Consider the following 26796-nt stretch of genomic DNA (forward strand, 5'->3'; position numbering starts at 1 on the left):
GGCCAGTTGACCCTGTAAGGCTAGCACATTGTGCTTCCGGAATGGGCCCTCGGACTGGCCATTCGGACAATTTCGCTCGCAGGTGCAACTTCCTATACTTGGCTCCAGGCACCGGGCGGCGGACTGCGAAGCCAACCGGACTCTCTTTCATCGGATCCGGACAAGGGAATCAACATGAATACTTTTCTTCGATTGGGTTGCGTGCCGCTGTGCCTGGCGTTATCGGGCTGCGCCGGCATGCACCTGTACAGCGAGAAACGCGACCAGCAAGGAAAGGACTTGAAGGCGGCGTGGGCCAAGGTGGACCTGAACAGCTATTTCACGGCCATGCACGAGCAGCGCAAGAAGCTGCTCAAGGCGGATATCGATGCGATCGCCGGCGCCCGCAGCGCCGAGGTCGACAGCGCGCTGGTGTTGCTGCTCGACGCTCGGGTCGGCAAGGGCCGCGCCGACGAAAGAACGTTCTATTCGATACTGGACGGCGAGCTCAATGGGCTCGCTGCCACGCCGGACGCCGGCGGGTTCCTGGGCGCGGTAAAAAGATGGAAGAGCCTGGCACTTCAATTGCAGGCGAACCGGGCCAGGCAAACCGCATACCGCAAATTGCTCAAGGCGGAAGGTGCCGACGCGCCATCCTGCCGCGCGGTCAATGTTGCCGGCAGCGGCGAGCTGAGCAAGTATGCCGCGGAGTATCTTGGAGAACTGCGCAAGCTGTGCGCAAGCGAAATAACGCTCGCAGGCCAGCAGGACGCGCTGATCGCCAAGCTACCCGCTGGCTCGCTGCTCGACAGCGCCAAAAACACCGTCGATCTCGAGAAAAAGCATGCTGATCTCAGTGCCGAGGCCGACACTTCGATGGCGCAGTATCTCGCCTCGCTGGAGGAGTATACCGCGGCGGTGCGCGCCAGCCAGCCCGGCACCGCTCCTTCCGTGCGCTTGACCGAACTCGGCAAAAAGGTGCGCGCCGCGCTGGCCCAGATGGCGACGCTTAATAACGTGCTCGGCAACGAGGCGCTTGCCAACGACCGCGTCAAGCGCATCGACGCCATCCTGCGCAGGCTGGGAACCACTGCCGATCCCGGCAAGGACGCCACCCGCGCCGAACTGGCGGCGGTGCTGGTCACGCGCGTGGCCGACGATGTCCAGGTGCTCGCCGATCTGCAAAAACCGCTGGTTCCGATGAGTCTGCTTATCCGGCGCGACCTGGAGAAAAACCGCGCCGACCATGCCACGGTCCAGGCGGACCTTGTGCGCAAGGATATCGAGCTGGTGCGGGCCGCCCAGGCGTCCAGGGTGGCCGAGGCAGTCGAGCTGCTGGTGGCCCGTTCACGACTCGACACACTCAAACCCTGCTACGGGAGCATGAGCTTCCTCGACGCCATCGCCTTCCCGGCGGTCAAGGTCAATCCTCCCTGCGACGACGCCGACAGCCGGGCAGCGCTGTACGAAGCCGCCGGCCGCTATGCGTATGCGATCGGCGACCAGCGTGCCCGGACATGGCGGCTGGACGAACTGCGCCGCGACCTCAAGCGCGAACGGCAGCTCGCCTTCGCCCAGGCTAACGCCGGCCAATGGGCGGTGCTCATCGATGCCACCGCGGGACAGGCGGTGGCGTACGCGGCGTCGGGCCAGAAAGCGTCCGATTACAAAGACCTGGTCCAGGCGCTGTCCCTGCTCTGGATCGGACAAGGAGTGAACAAATGATGATCCGCTATTTACCGTGCATGACGGCCGCGCTGCTTCTCGCGGGTTGCGCCACCTCACCGGTGGCGCTGGAAGAAGCGCAGCACGGCCTTTCCCTGAGCACCCAGCTCAAGCACGAGCTGGCGCTGTACGCCAGGCGCCAGGCCGCCGTCGACGACATGCGCAAGGAGCAGCTCGGCGACAACATCAAGACCTACAACGCGCGCCTGCTCGACTTGCCGGGAGACGATCAGCTGTATGAGTTCAGCGGCCAGACCAAACGGCTGGCGGCGCTCAGGCAGTTGCGCGGCAGAGTGGCATTGCTGAGCGTTGCCGTGTCGGCGAAGGAAGCGGGCGTGGCCCACGTCGAGGAACTGATCAGCCAGCTGGTGACGCCGCTGCCTCCGGTCGGCGAGGCTCTCGGCGCGACCGGCAAGGCGTTCGGCGCACTGGGCAAGGAATTGCCGTTTGCCGAGCGCGCCGCGCTGGCGGCATCGTTTTTTGAAGAAGTGCGCGAGGAAGCAAAGAAAAACCAGGCTGCGGCAACCGAGCTCGCCGCTACCGCAGCCAAGGAGCTGCCAACGACCCCGGCCACGCCGTAGCCGCCACCACTGTATCCAATCCACCAACGAGGAGAGCATCATGTCCGACTCAGCAATTCCCTGGCTGCAAAGCATCGAAACCATTTTGCAGCGCGCCATCGCCGACGTTACCATCGAATACGAAACAGCCAGCCTGAAGGACCGGCCGAAGGTGTACATGGTGCTGGCCAAGTTGCGCGAGCGCCGCAACACGGTCAACAACGCCATCATCGACATCCTGCAAGAAAGAATACAGATCCGGCCGCCGTCGGCCGACACGGTGTCGCGTACCAAAGCCTTGACCGACGCGCTGCAATTGCTGGTTTTCACCATTGAAAAATATGATGCCGTGCTGAAACTGCTGTCCGATCTGTCGGTCCTTATCACCAAAACCATCATGGAGCCCGCACATGTCTAAGCCAAACGACCTGAACACCGCGCTGACGGCGCGCCTGCGTTACCACTACACCAAGGAGCAGATTGCCGACCTGACCGATTCGGTGGCCGAGCTGCATGGCATGGGGTTCAAATTCGACGACATCTTCCCGGACGGCATACTCAAGCCCGACGCCCTGGTCCTGAAAACCTCGGTGCCCATGGCCGGGCTGGGGGCGGCGATACTGCAGATCCAGAAGCATCCCGAGCTGCGCCGTATCGAGATTTTCCCCTACGGCATACCGATGCGCGATCTGTGGCGGGTGCATGTCAGGGTCGGCCTGAAATGACCGCCGCCGCCGCCACGCCTGCCGCCGGCCCGACCGCCAGCGCCATCTTTCACCTGCATCCTCTGCGCAGGTGCAACCTGGCGTGCGCGCACTGCTATTCCGACAGTGCGCCGCACGCCGCCGGCCTGCTCAGCTTCGAGCAGGCGGCCGGGGCGATCCGGCAGGCGGCGGCGTGGGGCTACACCCAACTGGCGATTTCGGGCGGCGAACCGCTGCTCTACCCATGGCTCGCCGATGTGGTGGCGCTGGCGTCGGACTGCGGCATGCGGACGGCCCTCGTCACCAACGGCCTGCTGGTGCCGCACCGGGGCAACCTGGATATCCTGCGCCAGGTCGGCACGGTGGCGGTCAGCGTCGACGGCCTGGGCACCGCGCACGATGCCTTGCGCCGGCGGCCGCGCGCCTTCGCCGGCGTGTTGCGCTCCCTCGGCCTGCTGGCCGATGCCGGCATCGGCTTTCACATCATCTGCGGCGTGAGCGGCGAGAACCTTGACGACGTCGATGAACTGGCCGCGCTGGCGTGCGGGCGGGGTGCCGCGGCGCTCCAGCTGCATCCGATCTCGGCGGCGGGGCGCGCGCGCACCACGATGGCCGACGCGGTGCTGGGGCCCGATGACGCCAACCTGCTGTACCTCGCCGGCACGCTGCTGGCGGCGGCGTACGCGGGGAAGATGGGCGTTCACACCGACCTGGTGCACCGCAACTGCGTCATGGCGCGGCCCTGCACGATCTACGCCCGCACCGCCCGCGCCAGCGACGCGGGCGCGCGGCCGGCCGACCTGCTCGGCGTGCTTGTGCTCGAGCCCGACGGCACGGTCAATCCGGTCAGCTTCGGCTTCGGGCCGCTGTACGGACTGGGGAACATCCTGGAGCGGCCGCTCGGATCGATGTGGGAACCCTGGCTGGGCGATGGCTACCGCCGGCTTATCCAGCTGGGGCGCGGCCTGCTGGCGGACCTTGCCGCGCAATCCGGTCCGTCCGTGTTCAATCCCAGCGATGTGCTGCGCCTGGCCTCGCATCGGATCGGCGCGGCCCTGCCGCGCCGCCGCGCAACGCAGGAGGCGGCGATGACGCCGAGCTGAACGGCCGCAGCGGAAGGATGGGATAATAGGCAACGAAGAACCGGTTCCAGAGGCGTTGTCATGCTCATGCTGTCGAAGCACTTACCGAGCACCAGAACCTTGCAGTGCTTCCTGGCGGTGGCGCAGGAGCTCAATTTCCGGCGTGCCGCGGAGCTGCTGAACATGTCGCAGCCGCCGCTGTCGCGCCAGATCAAGGGCCTGGAAGACATGCTGCGGGTGCAGCTGATCGTGCGCGACACCCACCAGGTGAGCCTGACCACGGCCGGCGAAGTTTTCAAGGACGAGGCGTACAAGATCCTGCTGGCGCTGGACCTGGCCGTCGCCGGCGCCAGGGCCGGCGTTCACGATGACGATGCGGCCATGGTGCGCATGGGCCTGACCAGCGTGATCAATCATTCCCTGATTCCCGGGCTGAACGCGCTTGTCACCGATCCGGCCTTCACCGGCGGGCGGGCGCTGGAGCGCGCCTGGTCGAAGCGCCTCGTCGAGCGCGTGCGCGGCGGCGAGCTCGATCTGGCAATCGTTGGCGACATCGTTACGCCTACCGACGACCTGGCGGTCGAGACGGTCGGCAGCGAACCGATGATCGTGGTCCTGCCGGCGTCCCACCCGGCCGCCGCGAAGACCGAGGTGGACCTGGCCGAACTTGGCGCCACGCCCCTGTTCTGGTTTTCGCGCACCGACAATCCCGCCTTCTACGACAAGTGCGAGCGCAGCTTCAGGCATGTCGGCTACGCGGCCCCGCGCCGCCTCGAACCGAAAGATTTCACGATGCTGCTGGCCTCGGTGGCGGCGGGCGAGGGCGTGGCCCTGTGCCCGCAGTCGATGCAGGCCACCTCGCGCATCGGCGTGGCTTACCGCGCGCTGCCGCCGGCACTGGCGCGCTTGCTGTCGATCGACGTGCAGGTGGTCTCGCGCGCGCACGAAACGCGCGCGGCGGTGCTCGACAAGGTCGAGGCCATCCGCGCGGCGCTCGGCGCCCGGCCTTCCCGCGCTACTTCAGGCGCTCGACCAGGGCTTGGCCGACTTGCAAGGCCGATGCCGGATTCTGGCCGGTGATCAGTTCACGGTCGGTGACCACATGGCTGGTCCATGGCGCCGCATTGCTGCTGTAGCGCGCGCCGGCCTGCTCCAGCGCGCTCTGGGGCAGCAGTTTCATGGTCCCGCCTTTCAATGCCGCCTTCGCCAGCGCTTCCTCCTGATTGCTGATCACGGTCATGCGATAGCCCGCGTAGATCCAGCCGGGCGGCGTGGCCTTGCTGCCTTGTTCCATGCGGACGATCGCGCTTTCGGGCTTGTTCAGTGCCGACAGCAGCGCCGCCGGGCCGTGGCAGACCAGCGCCGTGGTTTTGCCGGCCTGGTGGAAATGGGTCAGCAGGCGCCCGAGCGCGGCGCTGCGGATCAGATCCTGCATCGGCGCGTGGCCGCCTGGAACATATACCGCGTCGTAGCGCGCATAGCCAATCTGCTCGACCCGCGCCAGGCTGATGACCGGGGAGCGCTGGCTTGAGGTGATGTCGAGCTTTGCGATCAAATCCTGGTGCTGCTTCAACTGGGCTGGATCGCCTTGAAAATACATGGGATCGAGCGAGGTGGCGTCGACCGTGGGCGCCTTGCCCGTGGGCGTGGCGAACGTCACCTCGTGGCCGGCGTCGAGCAACAGCTTGAGCGGCTGGGCCAGCTCGTTGAGGTAAAAGCCGGTCGGGTAGGTCTTGCCATCTTTTAAGTCGAGGCGGTCCGAGTCGGACAGCACAACCAGCACGTTGGCGGCCTGGCTGGCGCCTGCCAGGGTGAGCAGCAGGGCGGCGATGAGGGGTTTTAGTCGATTCATGGTCAGTTTCCATCGGTAGTTGGCGTAGGTAAGACTATATTCAAGCCTTCAAAGGAGATAAACTACCTGCCGTCACAATGATTAATTCTTTAAAGGCAAAAATGGCGCGGCGCTACGGACACCTGGGCGATGTGGAGATCTTTCTGGCGGTGGCGGAGCACGGTTCGCTCACAGCGGCCGCCGTGGCGCTGGCAACCACGGCGTCGGTCGTCAGCCGCGCGCTGGGCCGGCTGGAGCAGCACCTGGGAAGTCAGCTGCTCAGGCGTACCACGCGCAGCCTGAGCATGACCGATGCCGGCCAGCTGTACCTGGAACAGTCCCTGGCCGCATTCGCGCTGATCGACGACGCCGAGCGCGCCATCCTGGGGCAGGCCGACGATGTGGCGGGGCGGGTCCGGCTGAGCGTGCCGACGACGTATGCGCATTACCGGCTGCCCCGTTTGCTCGACGCGTTTTCGCGCCAGTATCCGCAGGTGCGGGTGGAACTCAACATCGCCAACCGCAACGTCGACCTGGTGGCCGAAGGGTTCGACCTGGCGGTGCGCCTTGGCGACTTGCCGGACAGCGGCATGGTGGCGCGCAAGCTGGAAGACGCGTCGTTGTGCCTGGTGGCGTCGCCGGACTACCTCAAGCGCGCGGGAACGCCAGCGTCGTTCGAGGAACTGCGGCAGCATGCCTGCATCTGTTTCGTCATGCCCAGTACCGGGCGCGTGTCGCCCTGGCTGCTGCGCGATGCCAGTGGCGACGTGGACTGGTCGCCGGCGCCGCGCGTCACCGTCTCGGACGATGTGCTCGGCGTGGTCTCGCTGGCCGCCCATGGCCTCGGGGTGTGCCAGAGCTACGACTTCATCGTGCGCGAACGCATCGGGCGTGGCGAACTGGTCGAGCTGCTGCCGCAACTGCGCGGGCGCACCCGCGCGTTTTCCGCGATTTATGCCGGACACCGGCGCCCGTCGGCCGCCGCGCGTGCCCTGATCGGCGCGCTCAGCGCCGCGCGCTAGCGGCCGGCCTGGCACCAGCGGTTGGCATCATCCACGCGGCCTTCGCCGGCAAGCCTGCGCGTGGACGTCGGCGGCAATCGCGTGCCCGACTGGCGTGTCCGGGGTCAGCGCGGAGCCGGGACCGGTTTGTCCGCGATCTGGCGCCATTTGGCCGCCTTGACCGGGTCGGCCGCCACGCCCTGGCCACGTTCGGACATCGTGGCGATGGACTGCTGCGCCGGCTTGTTGCCGTTCAGTGTTCTTCGCGGCAAGACAACCCCGGTCGATGTTGCTGAGAAACAAAGCGGCCCGCGCCACGGATTCGCCAGGGCCGGGGCATCCGTCACGCAGTCAGCGTGGGCGCGGGACAGGCATTTCCGCGGCCTTGCGCCACTGGTCCGCCTTGACAGGATCGGCTGTGACGCCCTGGCCGCGTTCGTACATCAGGGCAATGGCGTGTTGCCGCCGAATGCCGCCGTTTCGTAAAGCGCCGCCGCCTTGGCCAGATCGAGCGGCACGCCGTGTCCCGTTTCATGGCAGCGCGCGAGGAAAAACTGCCCCGTGTTATCGCCTTGCGCCGCCGCCTTGCGCAGCAGTGCGAGGCCTTGCTCCAGCGAATCCGGAACCTTGTCTTCCAGCAGCATCATGCCGTAGTAGGCTTGGGAAGGCGCCCAGCCTTGCGCAGCCGCCTTGCGAAACATCTCGCGCGCCGCTTCCTTGTCGCCTGGCACGCCGGCGCCGCCCACCAGCATGAATCCGAGCATGTGCTGCGCTGCGGGCATGCCATGATCGGCGGCCTTGCGGAACCAGGTCATGGCTTGCGCCGGGTCTGGCTCTGCGCCGTATCCGGTTTGCGACGCCATCCCCAGGCTGAGGTAGGCCGGGACATAGCCTTGCTCCGCCGCCTTGCGCCACCATGCGGCGGCTTCGGCGCGATTGCGCGCGATGCCCGCGCCATCCATATAGATCGACCCCAGCCGGTGCTGCGATGCGGGCTCGCCGCGTTCCGCACCGGCGCGGGCTGCGGCCAGCGCGGCCGCAGCGTGGGCTGGGTCCGGCCCACCGAGAGACCAGACGTACTGCATTTTCATCCATGCTTCCACAGCTTGTCCGTCGACCCGGCTCGGCTTGAATTTGCAGCGCCGGACGCCGTCCTGCGCAGCCATGTCGAGCAAGGGAAATCCGCTCGACTTGACTACTTTGGCATCCTTGACCGCGCCATCACTGCCGATCAGGAACGCCAGCATGACGGTGCCTACCTGCTCGGCGCGCAGGGAAGCCCTGGGATATACCGGCTTGGCGCAGGTGTTGAAATCCGCCACGGCCTGTGTTGGTTTGGCGCTTTGCGCAGGCGGGGCAGGCGCGGGTGACGCAACGTCCTGTCCGCCGTCTTGCTGCGCATGCGCGTGCGCGCACACGGTCGCCAGGACGGTAATCAGTGCGGCAAGCCGGCGTGAAAGCCGGAGCGGGGGAAATGCGGCTGGAATGGTCATGAGGGGTCAGGTTAATTGCAATATGTCAATTTTACAGCGTGCCGGGATGGGCGGACAAACTGCGGCGGCCCTGCATGCCGCGCATCCGGCTCCGGCTAGGAAGAAGCCGGCTTTGCCCGCTTGCGCCAAAACGTGTCGCACCGCGCTTTGTCCACGATATTGAAATCGATGATTTTCTCGAGCAGGGAAAAATCGACCTCGTCCTTCCAGGGAATGCGGATCAACTGGCTGGTGTGCCCATAGCCAGCCGCGGCGATCTCTTTGGAAAAATGATCGATCGCAGCCGCTTCCGGGGCGACCGCCAGATGCCGCTTGGCGAGGCTGAAGCCGATGATGAAGGTGCCGTGATCGGTGAACATCGGCTGGTTCCACGCGATTTTCCGGTCCAGATGCGGAAACTGTTCAGCTACCCGATCGAGAACGGCTTGGGTACGTTCACGATGCTGTGGATCGGCGATCTGCGCCAGAAAATCCGCGAAAACGGTCATGATGCCGCCTTGAGAAGAGCAGATAAACAACGCCGGCCTGCCATCGTCAGGGCACGCCGGCCACGCGATACTGGTTTTTGCCCGCATGCTTGGCGCCATACAGGGCCGCATCCGCATGCGTGGCCAGCACGTGGGCTGTGGCGGCCTGATGCGGGCACCAGGCGATGCCGATGCTGGCCGATACGTTCCACGGATGGCCGAGGATATCGAACGCAAGCGCCATCGCCGCCACCAGTTTTTGCCCGACCGTCTCGCATTCGGCGACCGAATCCACGTTTTCCAGGATGATGGTGAATTCGTCGCCGGCGAGGCGGCAGACGGTGTCGGTTTTCCTCACAGCACCGGTCAAGCGGCGGCTGAATTCCTTGAGCACCTCGTCGCCGCCGCCGTGCCCCAGGGTATCGTTGATGGTCTTGAAGTGGTCGATGTCCAGATACACCAGCGCCATTGGCCGCTTGCTGCGGCCGGCGCGCTCGATGGCGGCGGCCAGCAGCGCTTCGTAATGGCGGCGGTTGTGCAGGCCGGTCAGCGCATCGGTATTGGCCAGTTCCGTGAGCTGGTGCTCCTGCTGCCGTGTTGCCGTCACATCGGTCGAGAGCACATACGCGCCCTGGACGACGTCGCCGCGCTTGTGCGGGATGAACAGGATGTTGACCAGGCGGTTTGTCGTTTCGTTGGCAATGGCGATGTCGAGCTGCACCGTCTCACCTTCGAGGCAGCGATAGAAATACGCTTCGCGCGGCGCGCAAAATTCGCGTCCGAACACTTCCTCGACGGTCTTGCCGATCAACTCCGCGGGACACGCCCCGTACCACTCCTTGTGCATGGCGTTGGCGAACTGGAAGCGGGTATCGCGGTCGATGTAGGAAATCAGGACGGGCAGGTTGTCGGTAATGGTGCGCAGGCGTTCCTCGCTGTCGCGCTGGCGGATTTCGCTGGCCTTGCGCTCGCTGATATCGAACCGTCCGCCGTGCAGGCCACGACGCCGACATCGATGGTGTCGAGCACGGCGTCGAGTTGTTTCTGCTGCTGTTGCAAGGCGCCCTGGGCGTTGAGGCGGGCCGAGATATCGTGCAAGAACGCCCCGAACAGCACGCCTTCGGTGGTCGGAAACGCACTGATGGTCATTTCAACGGTGATTTCCTCGCCGCTTTTCTTGCAGGCGGGAAGTTCGATGCGCTGGTTCAGGACGCGGCCCACGCCCGAGCTCAGGTAGCGCGCCATGCCTTCATGGTGGGCCGCGCGAAAGCGTTGCGGAATGATGATGGTGGCCAGGTCCAGTCCGATCACATCGGCCCGGGTCCAGCCGAAGGTGTGTTCGGCCGCCGCATTCCAGTCGACGATGCAGCCGCGCGTGTCGATGCTGACGAAGGCGCTCAGCGACGATTCGATGATGGTGCGGTTGCGCGCTTCGCTCCGGCGCAGGGTGTCTTCGATGGCCTTGCGCTGTGCCACTTCCCGCGTCAGTGCCCGGTTGCTTTCCTGCAGGGAGGCGGTGCGCTCGCCGATGCGCGCTTCCAGTTCGGCATTGAATTGCTGCAGCGCCTGTTCGGCGGCCTGGCGCGCACTTACGAGGGTGTTTTTGTTCAGCTCATCTTCCGCCAGACTGGCGAGGTCGCGCAGCAAGACCGCTTCGGCGGCGCCGAACGCGCGCGCTGCCGTGTCGAGCACGCACAGGGTGCCGACGGCATGGCCGTCCAGGGAAAAAATCGGCTGGCCGGCGTAGAACCGGATCTTGGGTGCTTGGGTGACGAGGGGATTGGTGCAAAACCTGGCGTCGCGCAAGGTGTCCGGCACCACCAGCAATTCGCGCCCGGCCACCGCATGGCTGCAGAAAGCCATCGAGCGCGGCGTTTCGGCCACTGCCAGACCAACCCGCGACTTGAACCACTGCCGCTCCAGGTCGACCAGCGATACCAGCGCCATCGGCGTGTCGAACGCCGCGCTGGCCAGGCGGGTAAGCCGGTCGAAACGTTCTTCGGCCGGCGTGTCGAGCAGGGCCAGCGCTTCGAGCGCGCGTACGCGTGCGGCATCGTCCACATCGTCAATAACCGTTTGCATGGCCAGCGTCATCCAATCTCGTGTCGACGGCGGGCAGCACAGCAATGCGTCGCCCTGGTCAGGCGAGCATAGCAAATTCAGTCGGATCATGTCGGCGCTCACGGCAGCCGAGTCGGGGCCCGCTGCCAATCCATGATCCAGTTCTCTTCCCAGGTGGCGCCGCCGTCGCGCGAGACGGCCTGGTACCAGCGGCATGAACTGGGCGTGATCCGGTCCCACACGCCGCGCGTGATGACCGTTTTGCCGTCGTCGATATCGGTGCTGTCCCAGGTGCCGACGCCGTCGATAAAACTGCCCCACGAGGCCGGATTGAGCACCCCCTTCTTTTTGTTGCACCAGTGGTCGGCCCACAGCTTTTTCTCGACATCGAGAATGCGCAATCCCATGCCGCTGAAGTTTCGCGCCGGAATGCGCAATTCTTCGACGCTGGCCAGGTCGCCCAGCATGCCGATCACAGTCGCTTCGCCCTCGAACGACTCCCAGTTCTTCTCCTTCAATTGCTTGTGCCGGATGGTCCATTCGCCCGACAGGAAATCGAAATCGCCGGGCTTGCCGCTTGCCGCCGGCGCAAGCGCGGCTGCACTGGCGCTACCGAGCCCGAGCTGGCGGCCTGTAGCAGCAGTCTGCGTTGTGCATTGTTTGTCGTGGTCATAGGATTCTCCTGAGAAATCGTTATAAGGTCATGCCCGGCCGTTGCGGCCATCTGGTGGCAACGGCGGGACAGCACGCCGATAAGATACGCCAGCACCGCGATGGCGACCCGGAGACCGGGCGATTTTGCTGGCTCCGAACTTCACTATCCCCCCACAGTGCCTCCACATTCAGTCGATTATTCTCCAACGGATAAGCAGTGTGACGATGCGGAAATATGGAGATCCCGATTGCTGGTGCATCCAGCATGCTATCTCCGGGAGAGATTCACGGACATTTCAAAAAGACGACTTTGTATTTCCATGGAGCATCGTGTTGCGACGCCCGCCACGGCATTAAAAAACCAGTTCACCGCAAACCATGACAGCTCAAGCGCAGAGTTATTCCACATTCGCTATTTCATTTAAGATATTGAAAAAATGCTATGCGAAAGTAAATAAGCGTTTTCGTTCAAAATAGTCATTCTTGGTTAGGTTGCAAGATTTTTTCGATCCGCCTGGGCGCCCGGTCAAGGGAAAAAATGTGACATCGGCACATCTACCGGACCCCTGGTGCGAATCGTGCTTGCCAGAAGAATCCTCGTTTTAGTGTAAGACAAATCTCACATTTTGCTGCTTATTGTGAAATGAGGTCGCAGAACGTTCATTCCGATTTCACTCTTGCAAACCTCAATCTGACAGGCGTAAAGATAACTGTAAGTTACTTATCTGCGATTCCAATCGGAAATGTTTCGTTGTGTTAAAAATAATACGGAAGAGACGCATGCTAACATTTCCTTACATTTTTAAAACACCTTTATCAGAGGCGCAAGTTAATGCGGCTGCCTATGCATTTCATCGAATTGACAAAACCTGACGGGCGCTCGCTGACCTTATACAGCAGTGCGCCAATTACCGCGCACGACCCGGCGCCGAGTCCATCGACGGAGTCGATCCAGGCCAATCCGCATTTACGCTGGCATCCCCTGCGTGGTGAATGGGTCGCTTATGCCGCATTCCGCCAGAATCGCCCCTTTCTGCCGCCGCCGGAATATAACCCGCTGGCCGTCAATGCCGATCCGGCCAATCCCACCGAGCTGCCCCGGGGCGATTACGAGATCGCCGTTTTCGACAACCGCTTCCCCTCGCTGGCCCCGGATTCGCACGATCCGCCGGCCTTGCACGTGGCCAGCGCGCCGGCCAACGGACGCTGCGAAGTGGTGGTGTTCACCCAGGACCCCGGCGCGCCCCTGCACAGCCTGAGCGTGTCGCGCATCGGCCTGCTGCTGCAGGTCTGGGCCGACCGCACCACGCGCGCCGCGCGCAGCGGCACGATCCGCTACGTGCTGCCGTTCGAGAACCGCGGCGCGGAGGTGGGCGTGACCCTGCACCACCCGCACGGCCAGATCTATTCCTACCCCTTCGTGCCGCCCATCCCGCAGCGCATGCTCGAACGCGAGCAGGCGTACTTCGCCGAGCACGGACAAAGCCTGCTGTGCCGGATGGCGCGCACCGAAATCGAGGACGCCCTGCGCATCGTCTACCGCAACGAGCATGCGCTCGCCTTCGTGCCGCCGTGTGCGCGCTACCCCTACGAGGTGTGGGTCATGCCGCTCGATCCGGTCGAAAACTTCGCCGCGCTTGGCGACGAGCAGCGCCGGTCCCTGGCGCTCGCCGTCAAGGCGGTGCTGCTCAAGTACGAAGGGCTGTGGCAGCGGCCTTTTCCCTACCTGATGACGTGGTACCAGGCCCCGCTCGACGGCAAGGCGCATCCGGAAACCCAGCTGCACGCCGAGTTCTACCCGCCGTACCGCACCCGCGAGCGCCTCAAGTTCCTGGCCGGGACGGAACTGGGCGCCGGCATGTTCGCGATGGACGTGCTGCCCGAGGAAAAGGCAAAAGAGCTGCAGATGGTGCCAATCACACTGGATGAATGACATGGCCATGATGACTTTCGAGACGTTTTTTGACGATGCGGCGCCGGTCGAGGAGTCCGCGCCGGGCCGCGTGAACCTGCTCGGCGAGCACACCGATTACAACGACGGCTTCGTGCTGCCGGTCGCCACGCCCATGCGCACCCATGTCGCGCTGGCGCCGAGCAGGGACGACGCCTTTCACTTCTACTCGGCGCAAACCGGCAAGGAGGTGGTGCTGGCCAGGCAGGCGCGCCTGGCGTCGGGCTACGGGCGTTATATCGAAGGCTGCATCCGCCTGCTGGAGCAGCGCGGCCACGAGGTGCCGCCGCTGCGCGTGCATGTGCGCTCCAGCGTGCCGATGGGCGCGGGGCTGTCGTCGAGCGCGGCGCTGGAAGTGGCCACCCTGCGCGCCTTGCGCACCTTTCTCGACCTGGCGCTGACCGATGTCGAGATTGCGCAACTGGCGCAAAAGGCGGAAGTGGCCTACGCCGGCGTGCAGTGCGGGATCATGGACCAGATGGCGGCCAGCCTGTGCGACGAAGCGCACATGCTGTTTCTCGACACCCGCTCGCTGGTGCGCGAAGTGCTGCCGCTGCCTGCGGATGCGGAAGTGCTGGTCATCGACAGCGGCGTCGCGCGCACGCTCGCGGCCACCAAATACAACGAGCGGCGCGCCGAGTGCGGCACGGCGGCGCTGGCGGCCGGCGTGCCATCGCTGCGCGACCTGGCCAGCCTTGACCAGCTGGCCCGCGTGGACGAACCGTTCCGCCGGCGCGCGCGCCATGTGTTCACCGAAAACGCCCGCGTCGCGCGCGCGGTCCAGGGTGTCGGCGCGTCCGAATTCGGCCAGCTGATGAACGCATCGCACGCCAGCCTGCGCGACGACTACGAAGTGTCCACGGTCGAACTGGACATCTTGTGCGACCTGATGCGCGCGCAGCCGCAGGTGCATGGCGCGCGCCTGACCGGGGCCGGCTTCGGCGGCGCCTGCGTGGCGCTGTGCGACGCCGGCACGGCGGCGGCGGCCGGGGAAGCGGTTCTCACCCACTACAACAACGCAAGCGGCCGGGCAGGGCGGGTCCTGATGCCGGCCGCATCACATCAAGGAGCGCAGCTTTGAGCGATTTTCTGTACCCACGTCCCCAGCTTGAACGCGATAACTGGTTATCGCTCAACGGCCAATGGCAATTCGCTTTCGACGACGACCTTCAGTTCCACCTGCCGTCCGACCCGATCGGCTGGGACATGTCGATCACGGTGCCGTTCGCGCCCGAGGCGGCGGCCAGCGGGATCGGCCACACCGGCTTTCACCGTTCTTGCTGGTACCGGCGCGACTTCGACATGGCGCCCGGCGAAGGCCGCGTGATCCTGCACTTCGGCGCCGTCGACTACGCCGCGCGGGTCTGGGTCAACGGCCACCTGGTGGTCGAGCATGAAGGCGGGCACACGCCGTTTTCGGCCGACATCAGCGGCTCGCTGATGGAGCAGGGTCCGCAAACGGTGGTGGTGCACGCGATCGACGATCCGCACGACCTGGCCAAGCCGCGCGGCAAGCAGGACTGGCTGGTCGATCCGCACTCGATCTGGTATCCGCGCACCACCGGCATCTGGCAGACCGTGTGGGTGGAACGGGTGGCCAGCACCTACATCCAGAAGCTGCGCTGGACCCCGATCTTCGACGGCTACGAAATCGGCTGCGAGATTTTTGCCTGCGGGGACATCCTGGACGACCTGTTCGTCGAGGTGAAGCTGTGGCACGGCGAGAACCTGCTGGCCGACGACCACTATAAATTGATCGGCCATGAAGCGAACCGCAAGATCGCCCTGTCCGATCCCGGCATCGACGATTCGCGCAACGAACTGCTGTGGAGCCCCGAGCGTCCGACCCTGCTGACGGCCGAACTGACCCTGCACCACGACGGCAAGGTCTTGGACACCGTGCGTTCCTACACGGCGCTGCGCTCGGTGGCGATCACGCGCGACCGCTTCATGCTCAATGGCCGCCCGTATCCCTTGCGCATGGTGCTCGACCAGGGCTACTGGCCCGAGACCCTGATGACCGCGCCGTCCGACGATGCCCTCCGGCGCGACGTCGAACTGGCCAAGGCGATGGGCTTTAACGGCGTGCGCAAGCACCAGAAGATCGAAGACCCGCGCTACCTGTACTGGGCCGACCGGCTTGGCCTGCTGGTGTGGGAAGAAATGCCGTCGGCCTACCGCTTCAGTTCCAAGGCGATCACCCGCATCGTGCACGAGTGGACCGAGGCCATCGAGCGCGATTACAGCCACCCGTGCGTGATCGTCTGGGTGCCGTTCAACGAGTCCTGGGGCGTGCCGAACCTGACCTCGACCCAGGCCCACCGCAACGCCGTCGAGGCGCTGTACCACCTGACCCGCACCCTGGACGGCACGCGCCCGGTGATCGGCAACGATGGCTGGGAAGCCTCGGCCACCGATATCCTGGGCATCCACGACTACGACGCCGATCCGGAGAAACTGCGCTCGCGCTACGAGACGACCGAACCGGCGCGCACCCTGTTCGACCAGCGCCGCCCGGCCGGACGCATTTTGACGCTGGACGGCTTTCCGCACCGCGGCCAGCCGATCGTGCTCACCGAGTTCGGCGGCATCGCCTTCGACAAGAGCGCAACCGCGCAGCATACCTGGGGCTACTCGCGCGCCGACTCGGAAGCCGGCTTCATCGACCACTACCGGCGCCTGCTGGAAGTGGTCAACACCACCTTGCTGTTCAGCGGATTTTGCTACACCCAGTTCGCCGACACGTTCCAGGAGACGAACGGGCTGCTGTGCGCGGACCGCACCCCCAAGGTGCCAATCGAACAAATCAATGCGGCAACGCGCAATATTCAACCAGGAGAGTAAGCATGAACGACCAACTACAAAACGGGGCTCCCGCCCACGCCCCCAAGGGAAGCGCCCTTGAAACCATCATCGTGTTCTGCCATTTGCGCTGGGACTTCGTGTATCAACGCCCGCAACACCTGCTCTCGCGCCTGGCCGAGCATTTCAAGGTGCTGGTGGTCGAGGAGCCGGTCTTCCACGAGGGGGACAGTTTTCTCAAGAGCCGCCAGGTGGCGCCGAACCTGACGCTGTACCAGCCGCACACGCCGGTGGCGGCGCAGGGCTTTCACGACGACCAGATCCCGCTGCTGCAGCCGCTGCTGGCCGAACTGGTGAGCGCCGGCGAAGACCCGATCGCCTGGTGCTACACGCCGATGGCGCTGCCGCTGCTGCAATCGGTGCACCCGCGCGTGGTGGTGTACGACTGCATGGACGAGCTGTCGGCGTTCAGGAACGCGCCGAAGCAGTTGCTGCAACGTGAAACGGCGCTGCTGAACCTGGCCGACGTCGTCTTCACCGGCGGGCCGAGCCTGTATGAAGCCAAGCGCGACCGCAATCCGAACACGCACTGCTTCCCGAGCAGCGTGGACGTGGCGCATTTCTCGCAGGCGCTGGACCGCGCGCGCGTTCATCCGTCGCAAACCGGGCTGGCCACGCCGCGCCTGGGATTTTTTGGCGTGATCGATGAACGCTTCGATATCGACCTGCTCAAAGCCGTGGCCGATGCGCATCCGGAATGGCAGCTCGTCATGGTCGGCCCCGTGGTCAAGATCGATCCGGCCTCGCTGCCGAAGAACAGCAATATCCACTACATGGGACAGGCGTCGTACGAGGAACTGCCGCCTTACCTGGCGGCGTGGGACGTGTGCCTGCTGCCGTTCGCGCTGAACGAGTCGACCAAGTTCATCAGCCCGACCAAGGTGCTGGAATACATGGCGGCCGAGTTGCCGATCGTGAGCACCGCAATCACCGACGTGGTCAAGCCGTACGGCAGCATTGTCAGCATTGCCCGTTCGCCGCTCGAATTCATCGCCGCATGCGAAGACGCGCTGGCCATGAGCCCGGAACGGCGCGCGAAAATGGTCGACGACATGCGCGCCGTGGTCCGGCGCACCTCGTGGGCCGCCACCGCCAACCAGATGCGCGCGCTGCTGACCGTGCGGCCGGCCCAGGAACGGCACGATGGCGCCCCGGCTGGCACCAATGCGGCCAACGTCAATCCGCTGCGCGCAACGGCCACCACGCAAAAGTACAACTGCGTGATCGCCGGCGGCGGGCCGACCGGGCTGTCCGCGGCCTACCACCTGGGCAAGGACGCGATCCTGCTCGACAAGAATCCGACCCCGGGCGGCTGGTGCCGCTCGATCGAGGACCGCGGCTTCACGTTCGATTACGCGGGCCACATCATGTTCTCGAACGACCCGTATGTGCTCAAGCTGTACGACAAGCTGCTGGGCGATAACCTGCACTGGCAGAACCGCGAAGCCTGGGTCTACAGCAAGGACGTGTACACGCGCTATCCCTTCCAGGGCGCGCTGTATGGCTTGCCGCCCAGGGTGATCACCGAATGCATCGTCGGCGCCATCGAAGCGCGCTACGGCGCGGAGAAGGAGAAGGCGTCCGCATGCGACCTGGCCAGGCCGGTCGAGGATTGCTGCGCCGATGGCGGGGTCGAACTGCCTGCGGGCACGCAGGACGGCACGGCGGTCGCGGCGGCGCCAGCCAAGCCGGGCAACTTCGAGGAGTTCATCTACAAGGTGTGGGGCGCCGGCATTGCTAGGCATTTTGCCATTCCGTACAACAAGAAACTGTGGACGGTGCCGCTGACGGAAATGGAAACGTCCTGGCTCGGCGGGCGCGTGCCGCTGCCGGACCTGGCCGAGATCATCGAAGGCGCGCTCGAACCGGTCGGCAAGCCGATGGGGCCGAACGCGCGCTTCGGTTATCCGCTCAAGGGCGGCTTCCAGGCGCTGGTCAGCGGCTTCCTGCCCTTCATCGAAGGCAAGGTCGAGCACAATGCCGAAGTGACGCAGGTGTTGCCGGGCGAGAAAACCGTGGCGCTGGCCGACGGCCGCCGCATCCGCTACGAGCACCTGATCAGCACCATGCCGCTGCCGGAACTGGTCCGGATGATCGGGCAGGAAGCGCCGGAAGAGGTGCGCATGGCGGCCAAGGGGCTCAACCACATCTCGATCCGCTGCGTCAACCTGGGCATCAACCGCGCCAATATCACGGACAAGCACTGGATTTACTATCCGGAAGAGACGATTTTCCATCGCATCTTCGTGCAGGGCAACGCCAGCCCGCACTGCAATCCGCCCGGCGGCTTCGGCCTGACCTGCGAGATTTCGTACTCGCCGTGGAAACCGCTGCCGCTCGACGGCGACGCCCTGATTCAACGTTGCATCGAGGATTGCATCGCGGTCGGCATTATCGATGCCAGCGATGAAGTGATCGTCTCGAACCAGGTCGACATGCCGTACGCCTACGTGGTCTACGACCATGCGCGCGCCGCCAACGTCGCGACGGTCAAGGAGTGGCTGGCGCGGCACGACATCGTGCTCTCCGGGCGCTACAGCGAGTGGGAGTACTACAACTCCGACCACGCTTTCATCGCCGGCAAGAAGGCCGCGGAAGCCGTGCGGGCGGCCGATGCCGGCGGCAGCCGCAGCGCGGCCGCTGAGTAGATAGTGGTGGCCGCCATCCGCACCCGGATGGCGGCCCGGAGCATTCCTTTTCGGACAAATTTCCTATGAGAGAACTTGTAACTGGCCGGCCATGGCGAGCCCGGCTTGGCGCCGGGGGCGCCTTGTGACCGCGCGCCGCAGCGAGCAGGCGCTGATCGAGGCGGTGGGACGGGGCGAGCCGCATGCATTCGATGCGCTGGTGGCGCCGTACCGGCGACGCCTGTTCCTGCTGGCCCTCAACATCGTGCGCGACCCGGCCGATGCCGACGATGTGGTGCAGGACACCCTGATCCTGGTGTACGGCTCGCTGGGCACGTTTCGCGCGCAGTCCCGTTTTTACACCTGGATGTTCCGTATCGCCTATCACTGCGCCCTCGGGTTCCTGGCGCGCCGCAAGCGCCTTTTGCCCGACGAATCCGGCGTGCTGGACGACTGGCGCAGCGCGGAGTGGGAGGTGTGCGAGAGCGCCGACCCGGAAAAGGCCCTGGCCGGCAAGCAAATGGCCGCGGCCATGGACGCGGCGCTCGACGCCATGGTTCCCGAGCACAAGACCGCCATCCTCCTGCACGAGCTGGCGGGGATGAGCTACGGGCAGATTGCCGCCACCATGCTGTGCCCGGTGGGGACGGTGCGCAGCCGGATTGCCAGCGCCCGCATCGCGATCGCGGGCAAGCTCAAGCAGCGTGGCTTCGCTTGCGGGCAAGCCTGACGGCGGCTTGGGACGATCCGGTCCCGTTCATTCAAGCAAACGGTGCAGCCCGGTAACGTCCGCCGCCGCTGCCGCCGGGGGGGCTGCCGGGGCTTCCCAGCTACCCGCGTGGCCAGCGCCATCGACGTAGGGGCGGCAGTCGACCGGCACGTCGATCAGGAAAGTGGTGCCGGTCTGCGCCGAGCTGTCGACGGCCACGCTGCCGCCATGGCTCTCCGCGGCGCGCTTCACAAATGGCAATCCGATGCCCCAGCCTGCTTGTGCCTGCACCTGCCGTTCACGCCGCAGATAATCGAAGATGCGGCCGCGTTGCTCCTCGCTGAGCGGATTGCCGGTGTTGTGGACGGTCAGCAGAATGTTCCCGTGTGACTCGCTCAGTTCGATGCGAATCGGGCCGCCGTCGCCATATTTGATCGCATTGGCCACCAGGTTTTCCAGCGCCCGGCGCATGGTATCGCGGCACCACCAGCCCTCCAGGCTGATGGCGGCCACCTCCAGCGGGGCGGGGTAGCGGTCGGCGAACTCGCGCTGCACGAGCAGGATCAGTTCGCGCATGTCGAAGCGGCTCAGATGCAGCGGAAGCCGTTCGCCGCAGTGCGTGGTGAGGGCGTCGAGCACCTCGCCGACCATGGTTTCAAGGCGGGAAGCGTTGACGGCGATTTTTTCGCCGAGGCGTTTCGCCTGCGCCAGGTCGTCGGCCACTCCGATGAGCTGCGCGCCGTTGGCGATCACGGCCAATGGCGTGCGCATGTCGTGCGACAGGGCAGCCGCCATCTTGTGGCGCAGGTCCTCATGGATCGACGTGAACTCGCGCACGGCTTCGCGGATGGCCGTGTTGATGGAGCGGTCGATGACGGTCCAGTCGGCCGGACTGAGCGCGAGTCCGTGCGCGCCGCTGACCTCGCCGAGCGCCTCGCGGAACAGCTGGTATTCATGAATGAGCTGTTCCGCGCCGAAATTGGTCATGCGCGCGCGTTCTCCACCGTGCGCCGCGGCGGCGGTGGTGTGGCTGGTCGCGTCGTCGCGCGGGTAGGCGGGCGTCAGTGCCTGTATCAGGTTGCTGTAAAAGGAGGGCAGGGTATTGATCAGGATGGGTCTGCGCAGTGCGCGGGCGCCGCGAACATGGCCGCGCACCAGCGTTTCCCAACGGTCCAATAGATCAGCCCTGATTCCTTCCAGCGCCATCGATACCGCGGACAATGCCCGCGCGCCAGTGTTTCTATCCGTCGCCAGTGCCATCTCATCCCCCGCATGGTTTGTCAAACGCCTTGTCCGGGTGTTTCCCATTCACTTAATGCGGTGAAAATAACCTGGACAAATTTTTCGTTAACAAGGGTACTGCATTTTGGCGATGTGGGGCAGACGGGTGCAAGCGTGCCGCGCCTGCGGCAGGCGTCAAACGAGGCAGCTAGGTCAGCGCCGTATCGAGGATGGTCATCAGGATAAAGCCGGCTACCAGCGCGATACTGGACACCTTGCCGTTGCCATGGCTGTGCGACTCGGGAATGACGTTATTGACGATCACAAACAGCATCGCGCCAGCAGCGAGCGCCAGGCCGCCTGGCAACATGCCGGTCGCCACGCTGAACATCGCGGCGCCGAATGCGGCGGCCAGCGGCTCGACCAGCCCGCTGGCGGCAGCGAACAACACCGCCGTCATGCGGGTGTAGCCGGCCGTGCGCAGGGCCAGTGCCACGACCAGGCCTTCCGGAACATCCTGGATGGAAATGGCGGTGGCCAGGGTACGCGCATCGCCGGCATCCGGCCCGGCAAAGGCGACGCCGATAGCCAGTCCTTCGGGAATATTATGCAGCGCGACGGCCGCCACGAACATCCACGCGTGCTTGACCGATGCGCTGACCCGGCGCTCGTCGAGCAGGGTCTGCGAATTGTGGCCCACCACCTTTTCCAGCATCAGGATCAGCACGGCACCGAGCGCGATGCCCGCGCCGACGACGATGCTCGACGACATGGCGCTGCCGCCGTTGGCACGCGCTGCCGCCAGCGCAGGCACGATCAGCGAAAACGCGGTCGCGGCCAGCATCACGCCGGAGCCGAAACCGAGCATGGCGTCATACGTTCGCTTGCCGAATTCGCGTGCGCACAGGACCGGCAGCGCGCCGATGGCCGTCGCCAGCGCCGCCGCCCCGCCGCCTACGACTGCGCCGCGCAAGGCGGCACCGGGTTGCCAGGCCGGGTGCAGCAGCGCCGCGAGCGCCACCGCACTGGCTCCCAGGAGGAGGACGGCGCCGATGGCCCATCGGCGCCCGAAGACCCGGCCGAGGCGTGCACCGAAGTGCGTTCTGCCAGCAGATACATCCATGTGCACTCTCGCTCAGATCGTCAATAAGGGTCGATCACGTGGGCATGTCGTGCTTAAACAGGGGCGCTGCCGCGCGCCCCGAGTTCGGCGCCGGTCACCGGTTCGGCGTTCGGGTCGGACACGGTGCGCCGGGCCATGTTCTTGAGCAGGGCGATATCGCTTTCCGGCAGAACCACGCCGGCACTGCCGTCACCGCCATCGACCGCCACCTGTTTCTCGCGGTCGGAAACATAGTTCCAGTCCTCGCCCCGGTTCCAGGAGCCGCGCACTTCGCCGTCGCCTTGCGACATATTGAAATACACGCTGTCGAATCGGGGATCGCCTGCCTTTTTCCCCGGAGGGAAATTCGGTTCGATCGCGTACAGGGCTTTCTCGAACGATTTTTGATGGGCGATTTCGCGCGTCATCAGGAAGCCGAGGGCTTCCTTGACGCCAGGGTCTTCCGTGAGATTGATGAGCCGTTCATAGACGATTTTTGCGCGCGATTCGGCCGCGATGTTCGAGCGCAAATCGGCGGTCGGCTCGCCGATGGTGTCGATATAGGCCGCCGTGAACGGAACGCCCGCCGAATTGATCAGCGGCGCGCCGCCGCCGTATAAGACCTGGGTTAAATGACTGTCGTTGCCGGCACCGGTAATCTTGCGGTACAGATCGCCTTCCTTGTCGACGCCTTCGGCCAGCTGGCCCTTTGCTCCCTTGTTGAGCATGACGACGATATTGCCGATCACTTCCAGATGGCTCAGCTCTTCGGTGGCGATGTCGAACAGCATGTCCTTTCGTCCCGGGTCATCCTCGGCCAGGGCTTGGGTGAAATAGCGGCAGGCCGCCGCCAGTTCGCCCTGCGGACCGCCGAACTGTTCCAGCATCAGATTGGCCAGCCCCGGATTCGGTTCGCTGACCCGGACGGTGTATTGCAAGCGCTTGTTATGTGCAAACATGTGAACTCCTCAATGTGGATGGATCCAGACCCGCCGGCGGTCTGGCGTCGCCTCGACGCCGCCTCAACAAGGTTTCTGCAGGCGATCGTGCACCGGGGCCGGTACATCGGACCCCACGGTATCGCGGCCATGAGCGGCTAAGTGATGTGCTTAACCGAGATCCATGTTAAGCAGGCGGAAGCGACGGCGAGGTAAGAGGAATTATTGAGGCTGTGTAGGAGTGCACGCCGCTTTATCGAAACTTTTTGGGCGTGACATGGCAGGCGGTTTGGCGCCATCGGGCGGCAGCGTTGTCGGTGTCGAGGAGGGAAAGCGCTGCGCCTTGCACTGATAGCCAGTGCAAGGCGGCGATAAACGGGGAGGAAGATCTGGACAGCGCGAACAGGACGGTGCCCGGACGGGGATCAGCAGCTTCCTTTGGTGTCCATCAGCAGGCGACTGTGCTCCATATCCTGCTCGGTCGCCATGTTTTCCGGTCCGGCGGTGCCGGGCGGCGCGACGCGGATCGAGACCATCTTCCCGGCGTTGACTTCAAACAGCACGCGGTCGCGACCGCGCTGCTGCATGACGATAAAAACACCTTCTGGGGCGGTGGAGTGCGGGCGTACAGGCATACAATTTCCTTTCGGTTTATCAGGCATGGAGTCGCGCAGCCAGGGCTGCCATCGGGGATGCCGGTCTGTGCGCCAGTTGCGCTCTCGCGGGTGGTTGCTCCCCGACTCCATCTTTGCAAATTCCGGGCCAGGAGCAAAACCGCCTTCACCAGGGCGGTTCTCCGGCGCGTACACCCATAGCGCTTGCCATGGCGTATCGGTTGACATGTAAATGACACGATGCGGTAACACGTAAGCGCAGGCCGTCCCCGAAGCAGCGGTACGGGTCACGGTCGCCTTGAAACGTCTGGTAACAAACTAGTCCGGGCGGAGCGGCTTTTTTGCCGGGCCCGGCAGGCCAATTGCCGTATCATCAGTGCTCACTATCATAATAGAAAGATAAAAATGCGTTTTCCTCAAGGTTCCTTCGTGCGTGGCTCGGTTGCCGGTTTGTGCGCGTTGCTGCTCATGTCCGGCTGCGCGACCCGTTCCATTTCGGATTCCGGCTATCCGGACAAGTCGAACGGTTACGGGCGGCCGGCGGGTGTGCAGTACCGCGGCGAACTGACGGAATTTAACGTACTCGGTATTCAACCGACCGCGGTGGTCACCGAAGAAGCGATCCGCGAGGCACTGGACAAGCGTGAGAGAATGACGCTCGCTAAAAACAGCCCGGTCATGCTGGTGCAGTCGGGTGCATTGATTCCCGACGAAGCGATGGTCACAGCATTTTCGCAGTACTACCGGCCGATCGTTTTTAGCGGGGTACCCGAGGAAGGGCAGGGCAAGACCAATTACGCCGGCCATCTGCGCCTGGCCGCCGCGCGCAGCGGCAGCGAAAAACTGATGGTGTACTGGGGCATCCTGGAATCGGGCCGCGAAAACATGTCCACCAAGGTGGTGTCGTGGGTACCCATCCTGGGCGCACTCGTTCCGGACGAGAACCAGCACATGCGCATTCGCCTGAAAGTGGCGCTGGTCGATGTCCGCACGGGGCAGTGGGAAATGTTTTCGCCCGAGCCGTTTAAAGATGTCGACTTCAGCTCGCGCGGTTCGCGTGCCACGGTCGACCAGGCCCAGGTCGCAATGTTGAAAGAAAAAGCCTACCGCGCGGCCGTGACCCAGCTGTTTTACAAGTTCTCCAGCTAAGCGAGGTCGTTCTCCGCCTTCGGCGGCTGCGCCAGCACCCACATGAAGTACAGGGCCTTGGCCGCCTTGGCGCGGCTGACCAGCGCCGCTGGCGCCAGCAGCCGCCCGTTGACCATGCGCCCGCGCGCTATGCCCTCCTCGGACCGGATCAAGCCAAGTTCATAGGCATCCTTGAGTTTGTCCGCAACCATCGCGGGCACGTCCCTGGTGTCTTCCAGCTGCTCCCAGCGCAGCAGCGGGTAGTACATCGCTCCTTGCGCGCCCGTGTCGAGGTTCGGATCGTAGCCTGGCGCGCCCGGCACCACTGTCTTGCCGTTGTACGCGGTCATGTAGCGCGGCTTGCCGGCGAACCTGGCGTGATAGGCGTCGGCCAGGATGGCGCCCGGCTGGCGCTCGCTGGTGAAGTTATAGCGCAGTTCCGTGGCCGCAGCCTTCGTCGCCGGCGCAAGCCAGAACACGCAAGCCGCCAGGGCGGCGGCGCGTGCGCGCACGATGCTGTTCATGGGGAGAATAATGAGTGTGTGCATGGAGTCGATCTTACCTATTTTGGCAACAGCAGTTCGTCACTTCGTTTTGCGACGCGGGCCGTCTCGTCCGGGAAGGGCAGCAGGCGCTTGCTGCAGTCGATCCCCTTGGCGCCGGGAGGGTTGACCTGGCCGGCCAGGCGCGCGAAGTCGATCTTCATCAGCGGGCTGCCGTCCACCACCACGTCGTCGAGCGTGAGCCGCAAGGGGCGTTTTTCGTCGTAGCCCTGCAGGATGACATTGCGCCCCGGCGTGAGGCTGTGCACATGCTCCATGCGCACCTCCTGGTAGTCGGGGATCAGGTCGCCCGGCGGCGCGGGCACGTAGTTGGTATCGATATACAGCGGCCACTGCACGTTGCGCAGGCATACATTGCGGTAGACGATGCCCTTGACGACGCCGCCGCGCCGGTCGTTGCTCTTGATGCGGAGGCCGGACGTGGTGCCGTCCATGTCGAGGTCCTCGACCAGCACGTTGCGCACGCCGCCATTGGTCTCGCTGCCGATCGACATGCCGTGGCCGCTGTAGAAGCGGTTGTGCAGGATCGAGATGTTCTCGGACGGCCCGTTGTGGCCCGCCTTGATCGCCACGTTGTCGTCGCCGGTGCGGATATGGCTGTGCGCGATGGTGACGTTGCGCGAGGAGCCGGGATCGATGCCATCGGTATTGCGCGCGTCGTGCGGCGTGTCGATACGGATGCCCCACGCGGTAAAGCCGTCGACCCGGTTCATCGCCACATGGAAGTTGGCCGCATTGCGCAGGGTGATGCGGTACATCGTGAATCCCTGCGAGCGCTCCAGCTGGATCAGGCGCGGCACGTTCTGGCGCAGTTTTTCCTTTTGCGCGCGGCGCGCAATCTGCCACCACGTCTCGGGCTTGCCGTCGATGCGCTGGCCACCCTGGCCGTCGATGCTGCCGTCGCCCATGATGCCGGCGCCGCTGATGCCATCACCCGTGATGAACGGGCGGCAGCCGGTGCCGGCTGCGTCGATGGTGCCGCAGGTGTTGCGGCCACGGTCGAACAGTGACGGATCGGTACTGGCGAACAGCGTGGCGCCGGCGTCAATCACCAGCGTCACGCCGCTCCCGAGCGTCAGCGGGCCGGCGGTAAAGGCGCGCCTGTCGCCCTGCGCCGCCAGATGCAGCGCGTGGCCCGGCTTGCATTTGTCGATGGCGGCCTGGATCCGTGGCGCGTCGTCGCGGCCGGGCAGGGCGGGTTCGGCCAGCAGCACCGCGCACGCGGGCGGCAGCACCGGTTCACGCACGGTGCGGGTATCCTGCGCGTGCGCCGCGCCGCACAGGGCCAGCGCGGCTGCCGCCAGCGTGCGCAGGCAATGCACGCGAGCGCGCCTCGCAGCCAATTCGCTCATCTTCATGTGACTCTCCAGTGATTGTTCCTGGCACGCCAGAGGCAGTGCGCGGTTCCGGGTACCTCGCGTACCCGGCGCCGTCGGACCAGGGCCGCGCGCAGTTCGGGGCTGGGGTCGTCCGGTTGGCAAGTGAGCGTCGGCAAGCTCTTGCAGGCCCTTGACGCATCGCTGA

General features: G+C 64.8%; 26 protein-coding genes. 13 read left to right on the forward strand and 13 right to left on the reverse strand.

The window, feature by feature from the left end; all coding sequences use genetic code 11:
• The first annotated feature begins 174 nt into the window (after positions 1 to 174).
• Genes RBA41_RS03930 through RBA41_RS03955 form a run of 6 tightly spaced genes read left to right on the forward strand, consistent with a single transcriptional unit; the run spans position 175 to position 5130 of the window.
• Positions 175 to 1704, forward strand: coding sequence for a hypothetical protein (locus RBA41_RS03930; RefSeq protein ID WP_306621243.1), 1530 nt, complete (start codon positions 175 to 177; stop codon positions 1702 to 1704).
• Positions 1701 to 2285 (forward strand): hypothetical protein, encoded by a 585-nt coding sequence (locus RBA41_RS03935; RefSeq protein WP_306621244.1) that lies wholly within the window; start codon positions 1701 to 1703, stop codon positions 2283 to 2285. Before RBA41_RS03930 ends, RBA41_RS03935 begins: the two co-directional genes overlap by 4 nt.
• A gap of 40 nt (positions 2286 to 2325) precedes the next feature.
• The gene (locus RBA41_RS03940; RefSeq protein ID WP_306621246.1) at positions 2326 to 2682 is read left to right on the forward strand and encodes a hypothetical protein; all 357 of its coding nucleotides are present in this window, start codon (positions 2326 to 2328) and stop codon (positions 2680 to 2682) included.
• On the forward strand, positions 2675 to 2989 hold the full coding sequence (locus RBA41_RS03945; protein WP_306621247.1) for a hypothetical protein: 315 nt from the start codon (positions 2675 to 2677) through the stop codon (positions 2987 to 2989). Before RBA41_RS03940 ends, RBA41_RS03945 begins: the two co-directional genes overlap by 8 nt.
• Positions 2986 to 4071, forward strand: coding sequence for a radical SAM protein (locus tag RBA41_RS03950; protein ID WP_306621249.1), 1086 nt, complete (start codon positions 2986 to 2988; stop codon positions 4069 to 4071). Before RBA41_RS03945 ends, RBA41_RS03950 begins: the two co-directional genes overlap by 4 nt.
• A 60-nt stretch (positions 4072 to 4131) precedes the next feature.
• A complete protein-coding gene (locus RBA41_RS03955) occupies positions 4132 to 5130 on the forward strand; it encodes a LysR family transcriptional regulator (protein WP_306621251.1) in 999 nt (332 codons plus the stop codon).
• Here RBA41_RS03955 and RBA41_RS03960 read toward each other — a convergent pair.
• Positions 5066 to 5902 (reverse strand): type 1 glutamine amidotransferase domain-containing protein, encoded by an 837-nt coding sequence (locus RBA41_RS03960; RefSeq protein WP_306621253.1) that lies wholly within the window; start codon positions 5900 to 5902, stop codon positions 5066 to 5068. The two genes, RBA41_RS03955 and RBA41_RS03960, sit on opposite strands and share 65 nt — an antisense overlap.
• Before the next feature lie 101 nt (positions 5903 to 6003).
• Between RBA41_RS03960 and RBA41_RS03965 the strand changes: the two genes are divergently transcribed.
• Positions 6004 to 6903 carry a LysR family transcriptional regulator gene (locus RBA41_RS03965; RefSeq protein ID WP_306621351.1) on the forward strand — a complete coding sequence of 300 codons (900 nt, stop codon included), beginning with the start codon at positions 6004 to 6006 and terminating at the stop codon, positions 6901 to 6903.
• Between the two features lie 104 nt (positions 6904 to 7007).
• On the opposite strand, the gene RBA41_RS03970 is transcribed toward RBA41_RS03965, so the two are convergent.
• The 6 genes from RBA41_RS03970 to RBA41_RS03995 form a co-directional block, all read right to left on the reverse strand.
• Positions 7008 to 7154: a hypothetical protein gene (locus RBA41_RS03970; RefSeq protein ID WP_306621255.1), complete on the reverse strand. Its 147-nt coding sequence runs from the start codon at positions 7152 to 7154 to the stop codon at positions 7008 to 7010.
• Positions 7155 to 7325: 171 nt separating this feature from the next.
• Entirely contained in the window at positions 7326 to 8375 is a 1050-nt protein-coding gene (locus RBA41_RS03975; protein ID WP_306621257.1) for a TonB family protein, read from the reverse strand.
• Positions 8376 to 8470: 95 nt separating this feature from the next.
• Positions 8471 to 8950, reverse strand: a complete 480-nt coding sequence (locus RBA41_RS03980; protein WP_306621258.1) for an iron chaperone — start codon at positions 8948 to 8950, stop codon at positions 8471 to 8473.
• Entirely contained in the window at positions 8910 to 9839 is a 930-nt protein-coding gene (locus RBA41_RS03985; RefSeq protein ID WP_306621353.1) for a GGDEF domain-containing protein, read from the reverse strand. Before RBA41_RS03985 ends, RBA41_RS03980 begins: the two co-directional genes overlap by 41 nt.
• Positions 9734 to 10924 (reverse strand): PAS domain S-box protein, encoded by a 1191-nt coding sequence (locus RBA41_RS03990; protein ID WP_306621260.1) that lies wholly within the window; start codon positions 10922 to 10924, stop codon positions 9734 to 9736. The genes RBA41_RS03985 and RBA41_RS03990 overlap by 106 nt, the downstream gene beginning before the upstream one ends.
• Positions 10925 to 11022: 98 nt before the next feature.
• On the reverse strand, positions 11023 to 11421 hold the full coding sequence (locus RBA41_RS03995) for a hypothetical protein (RefSeq protein ID WP_306621263.1): 399 nt from the start codon (positions 11419 to 11421) through the stop codon (positions 11023 to 11025).
• Positions 11422 to 12389: 968 nt separating this feature from the next.
• Between RBA41_RS03995 and galT the strand changes: the two genes are divergently transcribed.
• The 5 genes from galT to RBA41_RS04020 all read left to right on the forward strand — a co-directional run bounded on the left by galT (position 12390) and on the right by RBA41_RS04020 (position 19727).
• Positions 12390 to 13490, forward strand: coding sequence for a galactose-1-phosphate uridylyltransferase (galT, locus tag RBA41_RS04000; protein ID WP_306621265.1), 1101 nt, complete (start codon positions 12390 to 12392; stop codon positions 13488 to 13490).
• 1 nt (position 13491) lies between these two features.
• A complete protein-coding gene (gene galK / locus RBA41_RS04005) occupies positions 13492 to 14589 on the forward strand; it encodes a galactokinase (RefSeq protein WP_306621266.1) in 1098 nt (365 codons plus the stop codon).
• Positions 14586 to 16352 carry a glycoside hydrolase family 2 protein gene (locus tag RBA41_RS04010; RefSeq protein ID WP_306621268.1) on the forward strand — a complete coding sequence of 589 codons (1767 nt, stop codon included), beginning with the start codon at positions 14586 to 14588 and terminating at the stop codon, positions 16350 to 16352. The genes galK and RBA41_RS04010 overlap by 4 nt, the downstream gene beginning before the upstream one ends.
• A 2-nt stretch (positions 16353 to 16354) precedes the next feature.
• Positions 16355 to 19018, forward strand: a complete 2664-nt coding sequence (locus RBA41_RS04015; RefSeq protein ID WP_306621270.1) for an NAD(P)-binding protein — start codon at positions 16355 to 16357, stop codon at positions 19016 to 19018.
• 124 nt (positions 19019 to 19142) lie between these two features.
• Positions 19143 to 19727, forward strand: coding sequence for a sigma-70 family RNA polymerase sigma factor (locus RBA41_RS04020; RefSeq protein ID WP_306621272.1), 585 nt, complete (start codon positions 19143 to 19145; stop codon positions 19725 to 19727).
• Between the two features lie 27 nt (positions 19728 to 19754).
• Here RBA41_RS04020 and RBA41_RS04025 read toward each other — a convergent pair whose 3' ends face one another.
• The 4 genes from RBA41_RS04025 to RBA41_RS04040 form a co-directional block, all read right to left on the reverse strand.
• Entirely contained in the window at positions 19755 to 20966 is a 1212-nt protein-coding gene (locus tag RBA41_RS04025) for a sensor histidine kinase (protein ID WP_306621274.1), read from the reverse strand.
• Positions 20967 to 21135: 169 nt separating this feature from the next.
• Positions 21136 to 22050 carry a ZIP family metal transporter gene (locus tag RBA41_RS04030; protein WP_306621276.1) on the reverse strand — a complete coding sequence of 305 codons (915 nt, stop codon included), beginning with the start codon at positions 22048 to 22050 and terminating at the stop codon, positions 21136 to 21138.
• Between the two features lie 53 nt (positions 22051 to 22103).
• Positions 22104 to 22988, reverse strand: coding sequence for a manganese catalase family protein (locus RBA41_RS04035; protein ID WP_306621278.1), 885 nt, complete (start codon positions 22986 to 22988; stop codon positions 22104 to 22106).
• Between the two features lie 404 nt (positions 22989 to 23392).
• Entirely contained in the window at positions 23393 to 23602 is a 210-nt protein-coding gene (locus RBA41_RS04040) for a hypothetical protein (RefSeq protein ID WP_306621280.1), read from the reverse strand.
• A 384-nt stretch (positions 23603 to 23986) separates the two neighbouring features.
• Between RBA41_RS04040 and RBA41_RS04045 the strand changes: the two genes are divergently transcribed.
• The gene (locus RBA41_RS04045) at positions 23987 to 24730 is read left to right on the forward strand and encodes a lipoprotein YafT (protein WP_306621282.1); all 744 of its coding nucleotides are present in this window, start codon (positions 23987 to 23989) and stop codon (positions 24728 to 24730) included.
• On the opposite strand, the gene RBA41_RS04050 is transcribed toward RBA41_RS04045, so the two are convergent.
• A complete protein-coding gene (locus RBA41_RS04050) occupies positions 24727 to 25257 on the reverse strand; it encodes a hypothetical protein (protein WP_306621284.1) in 531 nt (176 codons plus the stop codon). The genes RBA41_RS04045 and RBA41_RS04050 overlap by 4 nt on opposite strands.
• 14 nt (positions 25258 to 25271) lie before the next feature.
• Positions 25272 to 26630: a glycoside hydrolase family 28 protein gene (locus RBA41_RS04055; protein ID WP_306621286.1), complete on the reverse strand. Its 1359-nt coding sequence runs from the start codon at positions 26628 to 26630 to the stop codon at positions 25272 to 25274.
• Positions 26631 to 26796 lie beyond the last annotated feature (166 nt).

Origin of the sequence: Massilia scottii (genome assembly GCF_030846495.1) — a bacterium.
GTDB lineage: Bacteria > Pseudomonadota > Gammaproteobacteria > Burkholderiales > Burkholderiaceae_D > Telluria_A > Telluria_A violaceinigra.

Bases quoted from the DNA above. Each gene is read 5' to 3' on its own strand.
- RBA41_RS03930 (WP_306621243.1), top strand. From the start codon at position 175: ATGAATACTTTTCTTCGATTGGGTTGCGTGCCGCTGTGCCTGGCGTTA.
- RBA41_RS03935 (WP_306621244.1), top strand. From the start codon at position 1,701: ATGATGATCCGCTATTTACCGTGCATGACGGCCGCGCTGCTTCTCGCG.
- RBA41_RS03940 (WP_306621246.1), top strand. From the start codon at position 2,326: ATGTCCGACTCAGCAATTCCCTGGCTGCAAAGCATCGAAACCATTTTG.
- RBA41_RS03945 (WP_306621247.1), top strand. From the start codon at position 2,675: ATGTCTAAGCCAAACGACCTGAACACCGCGCTGACGGCGCGCCTGCGT.
- RBA41_RS03950 (WP_306621249.1), top strand. From the start codon at position 2,986: ATGACCGCCGCCGCCGCCACGCCTGCCGCCGGCCCGACCGCCAGCGCC.
- RBA41_RS03955 (WP_306621251.1), top strand. From the start codon at position 4,132: ATGCTCATGCTGTCGAAGCACTTACCGAGCACCAGAACCTTGCAGTGC.
- RBA41_RS03960 (WP_306621253.1), bottom strand. From the start codon at position 5,902: ATGAATCGACTAAAACCCCTCATCGCCGCCCTGCTGCTCACCCTGGCA.
- RBA41_RS03965 (WP_306621351.1), top strand. From the start codon at position 6,004: ATGGCGCGGCGCTACGGACACCTGGGCGATGTGGAGATCTTTCTGGCG.
- RBA41_RS03975 (WP_306621257.1), bottom strand. From the start codon at position 8,375: ATGACCATTCCAGCCGCATTTCCCCCGCTCCGGCTTTCACGCCGGCTT.
- RBA41_RS03980 (WP_306621258.1), bottom strand. From the start codon at position 8,950: ATGCGGGCAAAAACCAGTATCGCGTGGCCGGCGTGCCCTGACGATGGC.
- RBA41_RS03990 (WP_306621260.1), bottom strand. From the start codon at position 10,924: ATGCAAACGGTTATTGACGATGTGGACGATGCCGCACGCGTACGCGCG.
- galT (WP_306621265.1), top strand. From the start codon at position 12,390: ATGCGGCTGCCTATGCATTTCATCGAATTGACAAAACCTGACGGGCGC.
- galK (WP_306621266.1), top strand. From the start codon at position 13,492: ATGGCCATGATGACTTTCGAGACGTTTTTTGACGATGCGGCGCCGGTC.
- RBA41_RS04015 (WP_306621270.1), top strand. From the start codon at position 16,355: ATGAACGACCAACTACAAAACGGGGCTCCCGCCCACGCCCCCAAGGGA.
- RBA41_RS04025 (WP_306621274.1), bottom strand. From the start codon at position 20,966: ATGGCACTGGCGACGGATAGAAACACTGGCGCGCGGGCATTGTCCGCG.
- RBA41_RS04030 (WP_306621276.1), bottom strand. From the start codon at position 22,050: ATGGATGTATCTGCTGGCAGAACGCACTTCGGTGCACGCCTCGGCCGG.
- RBA41_RS04035 (WP_306621278.1), bottom strand. From the start codon at position 22,988: ATGTTTGCACATAACAAGCGCTTGCAATACACCGTCCGGGTCAGCGAA.
- RBA41_RS04040 (WP_306621280.1), bottom strand. From the start codon at position 23,602: ATGCCTGTACGCCCGCACTCCACCGCCCCAGAAGGTGTTTTTATCGTC.
- RBA41_RS04045 (WP_306621282.1), top strand. From the start codon at position 23,987: ATGCGTTTTCCTCAAGGTTCCTTCGTGCGTGGCTCGGTTGCCGGTTTG.
- RBA41_RS04050 (WP_306621284.1), bottom strand. From the start codon at position 25,257: ATGCACACACTCATTATTCTCCCCATGAACAGCATCGTGCGCGCACGC.
- RBA41_RS04055 (WP_306621286.1), bottom strand. From the start codon at position 26,630: ATGAAGATGAGCGAATTGGCTGCGAGGCGCGCTCGCGTGCATTGCCTG.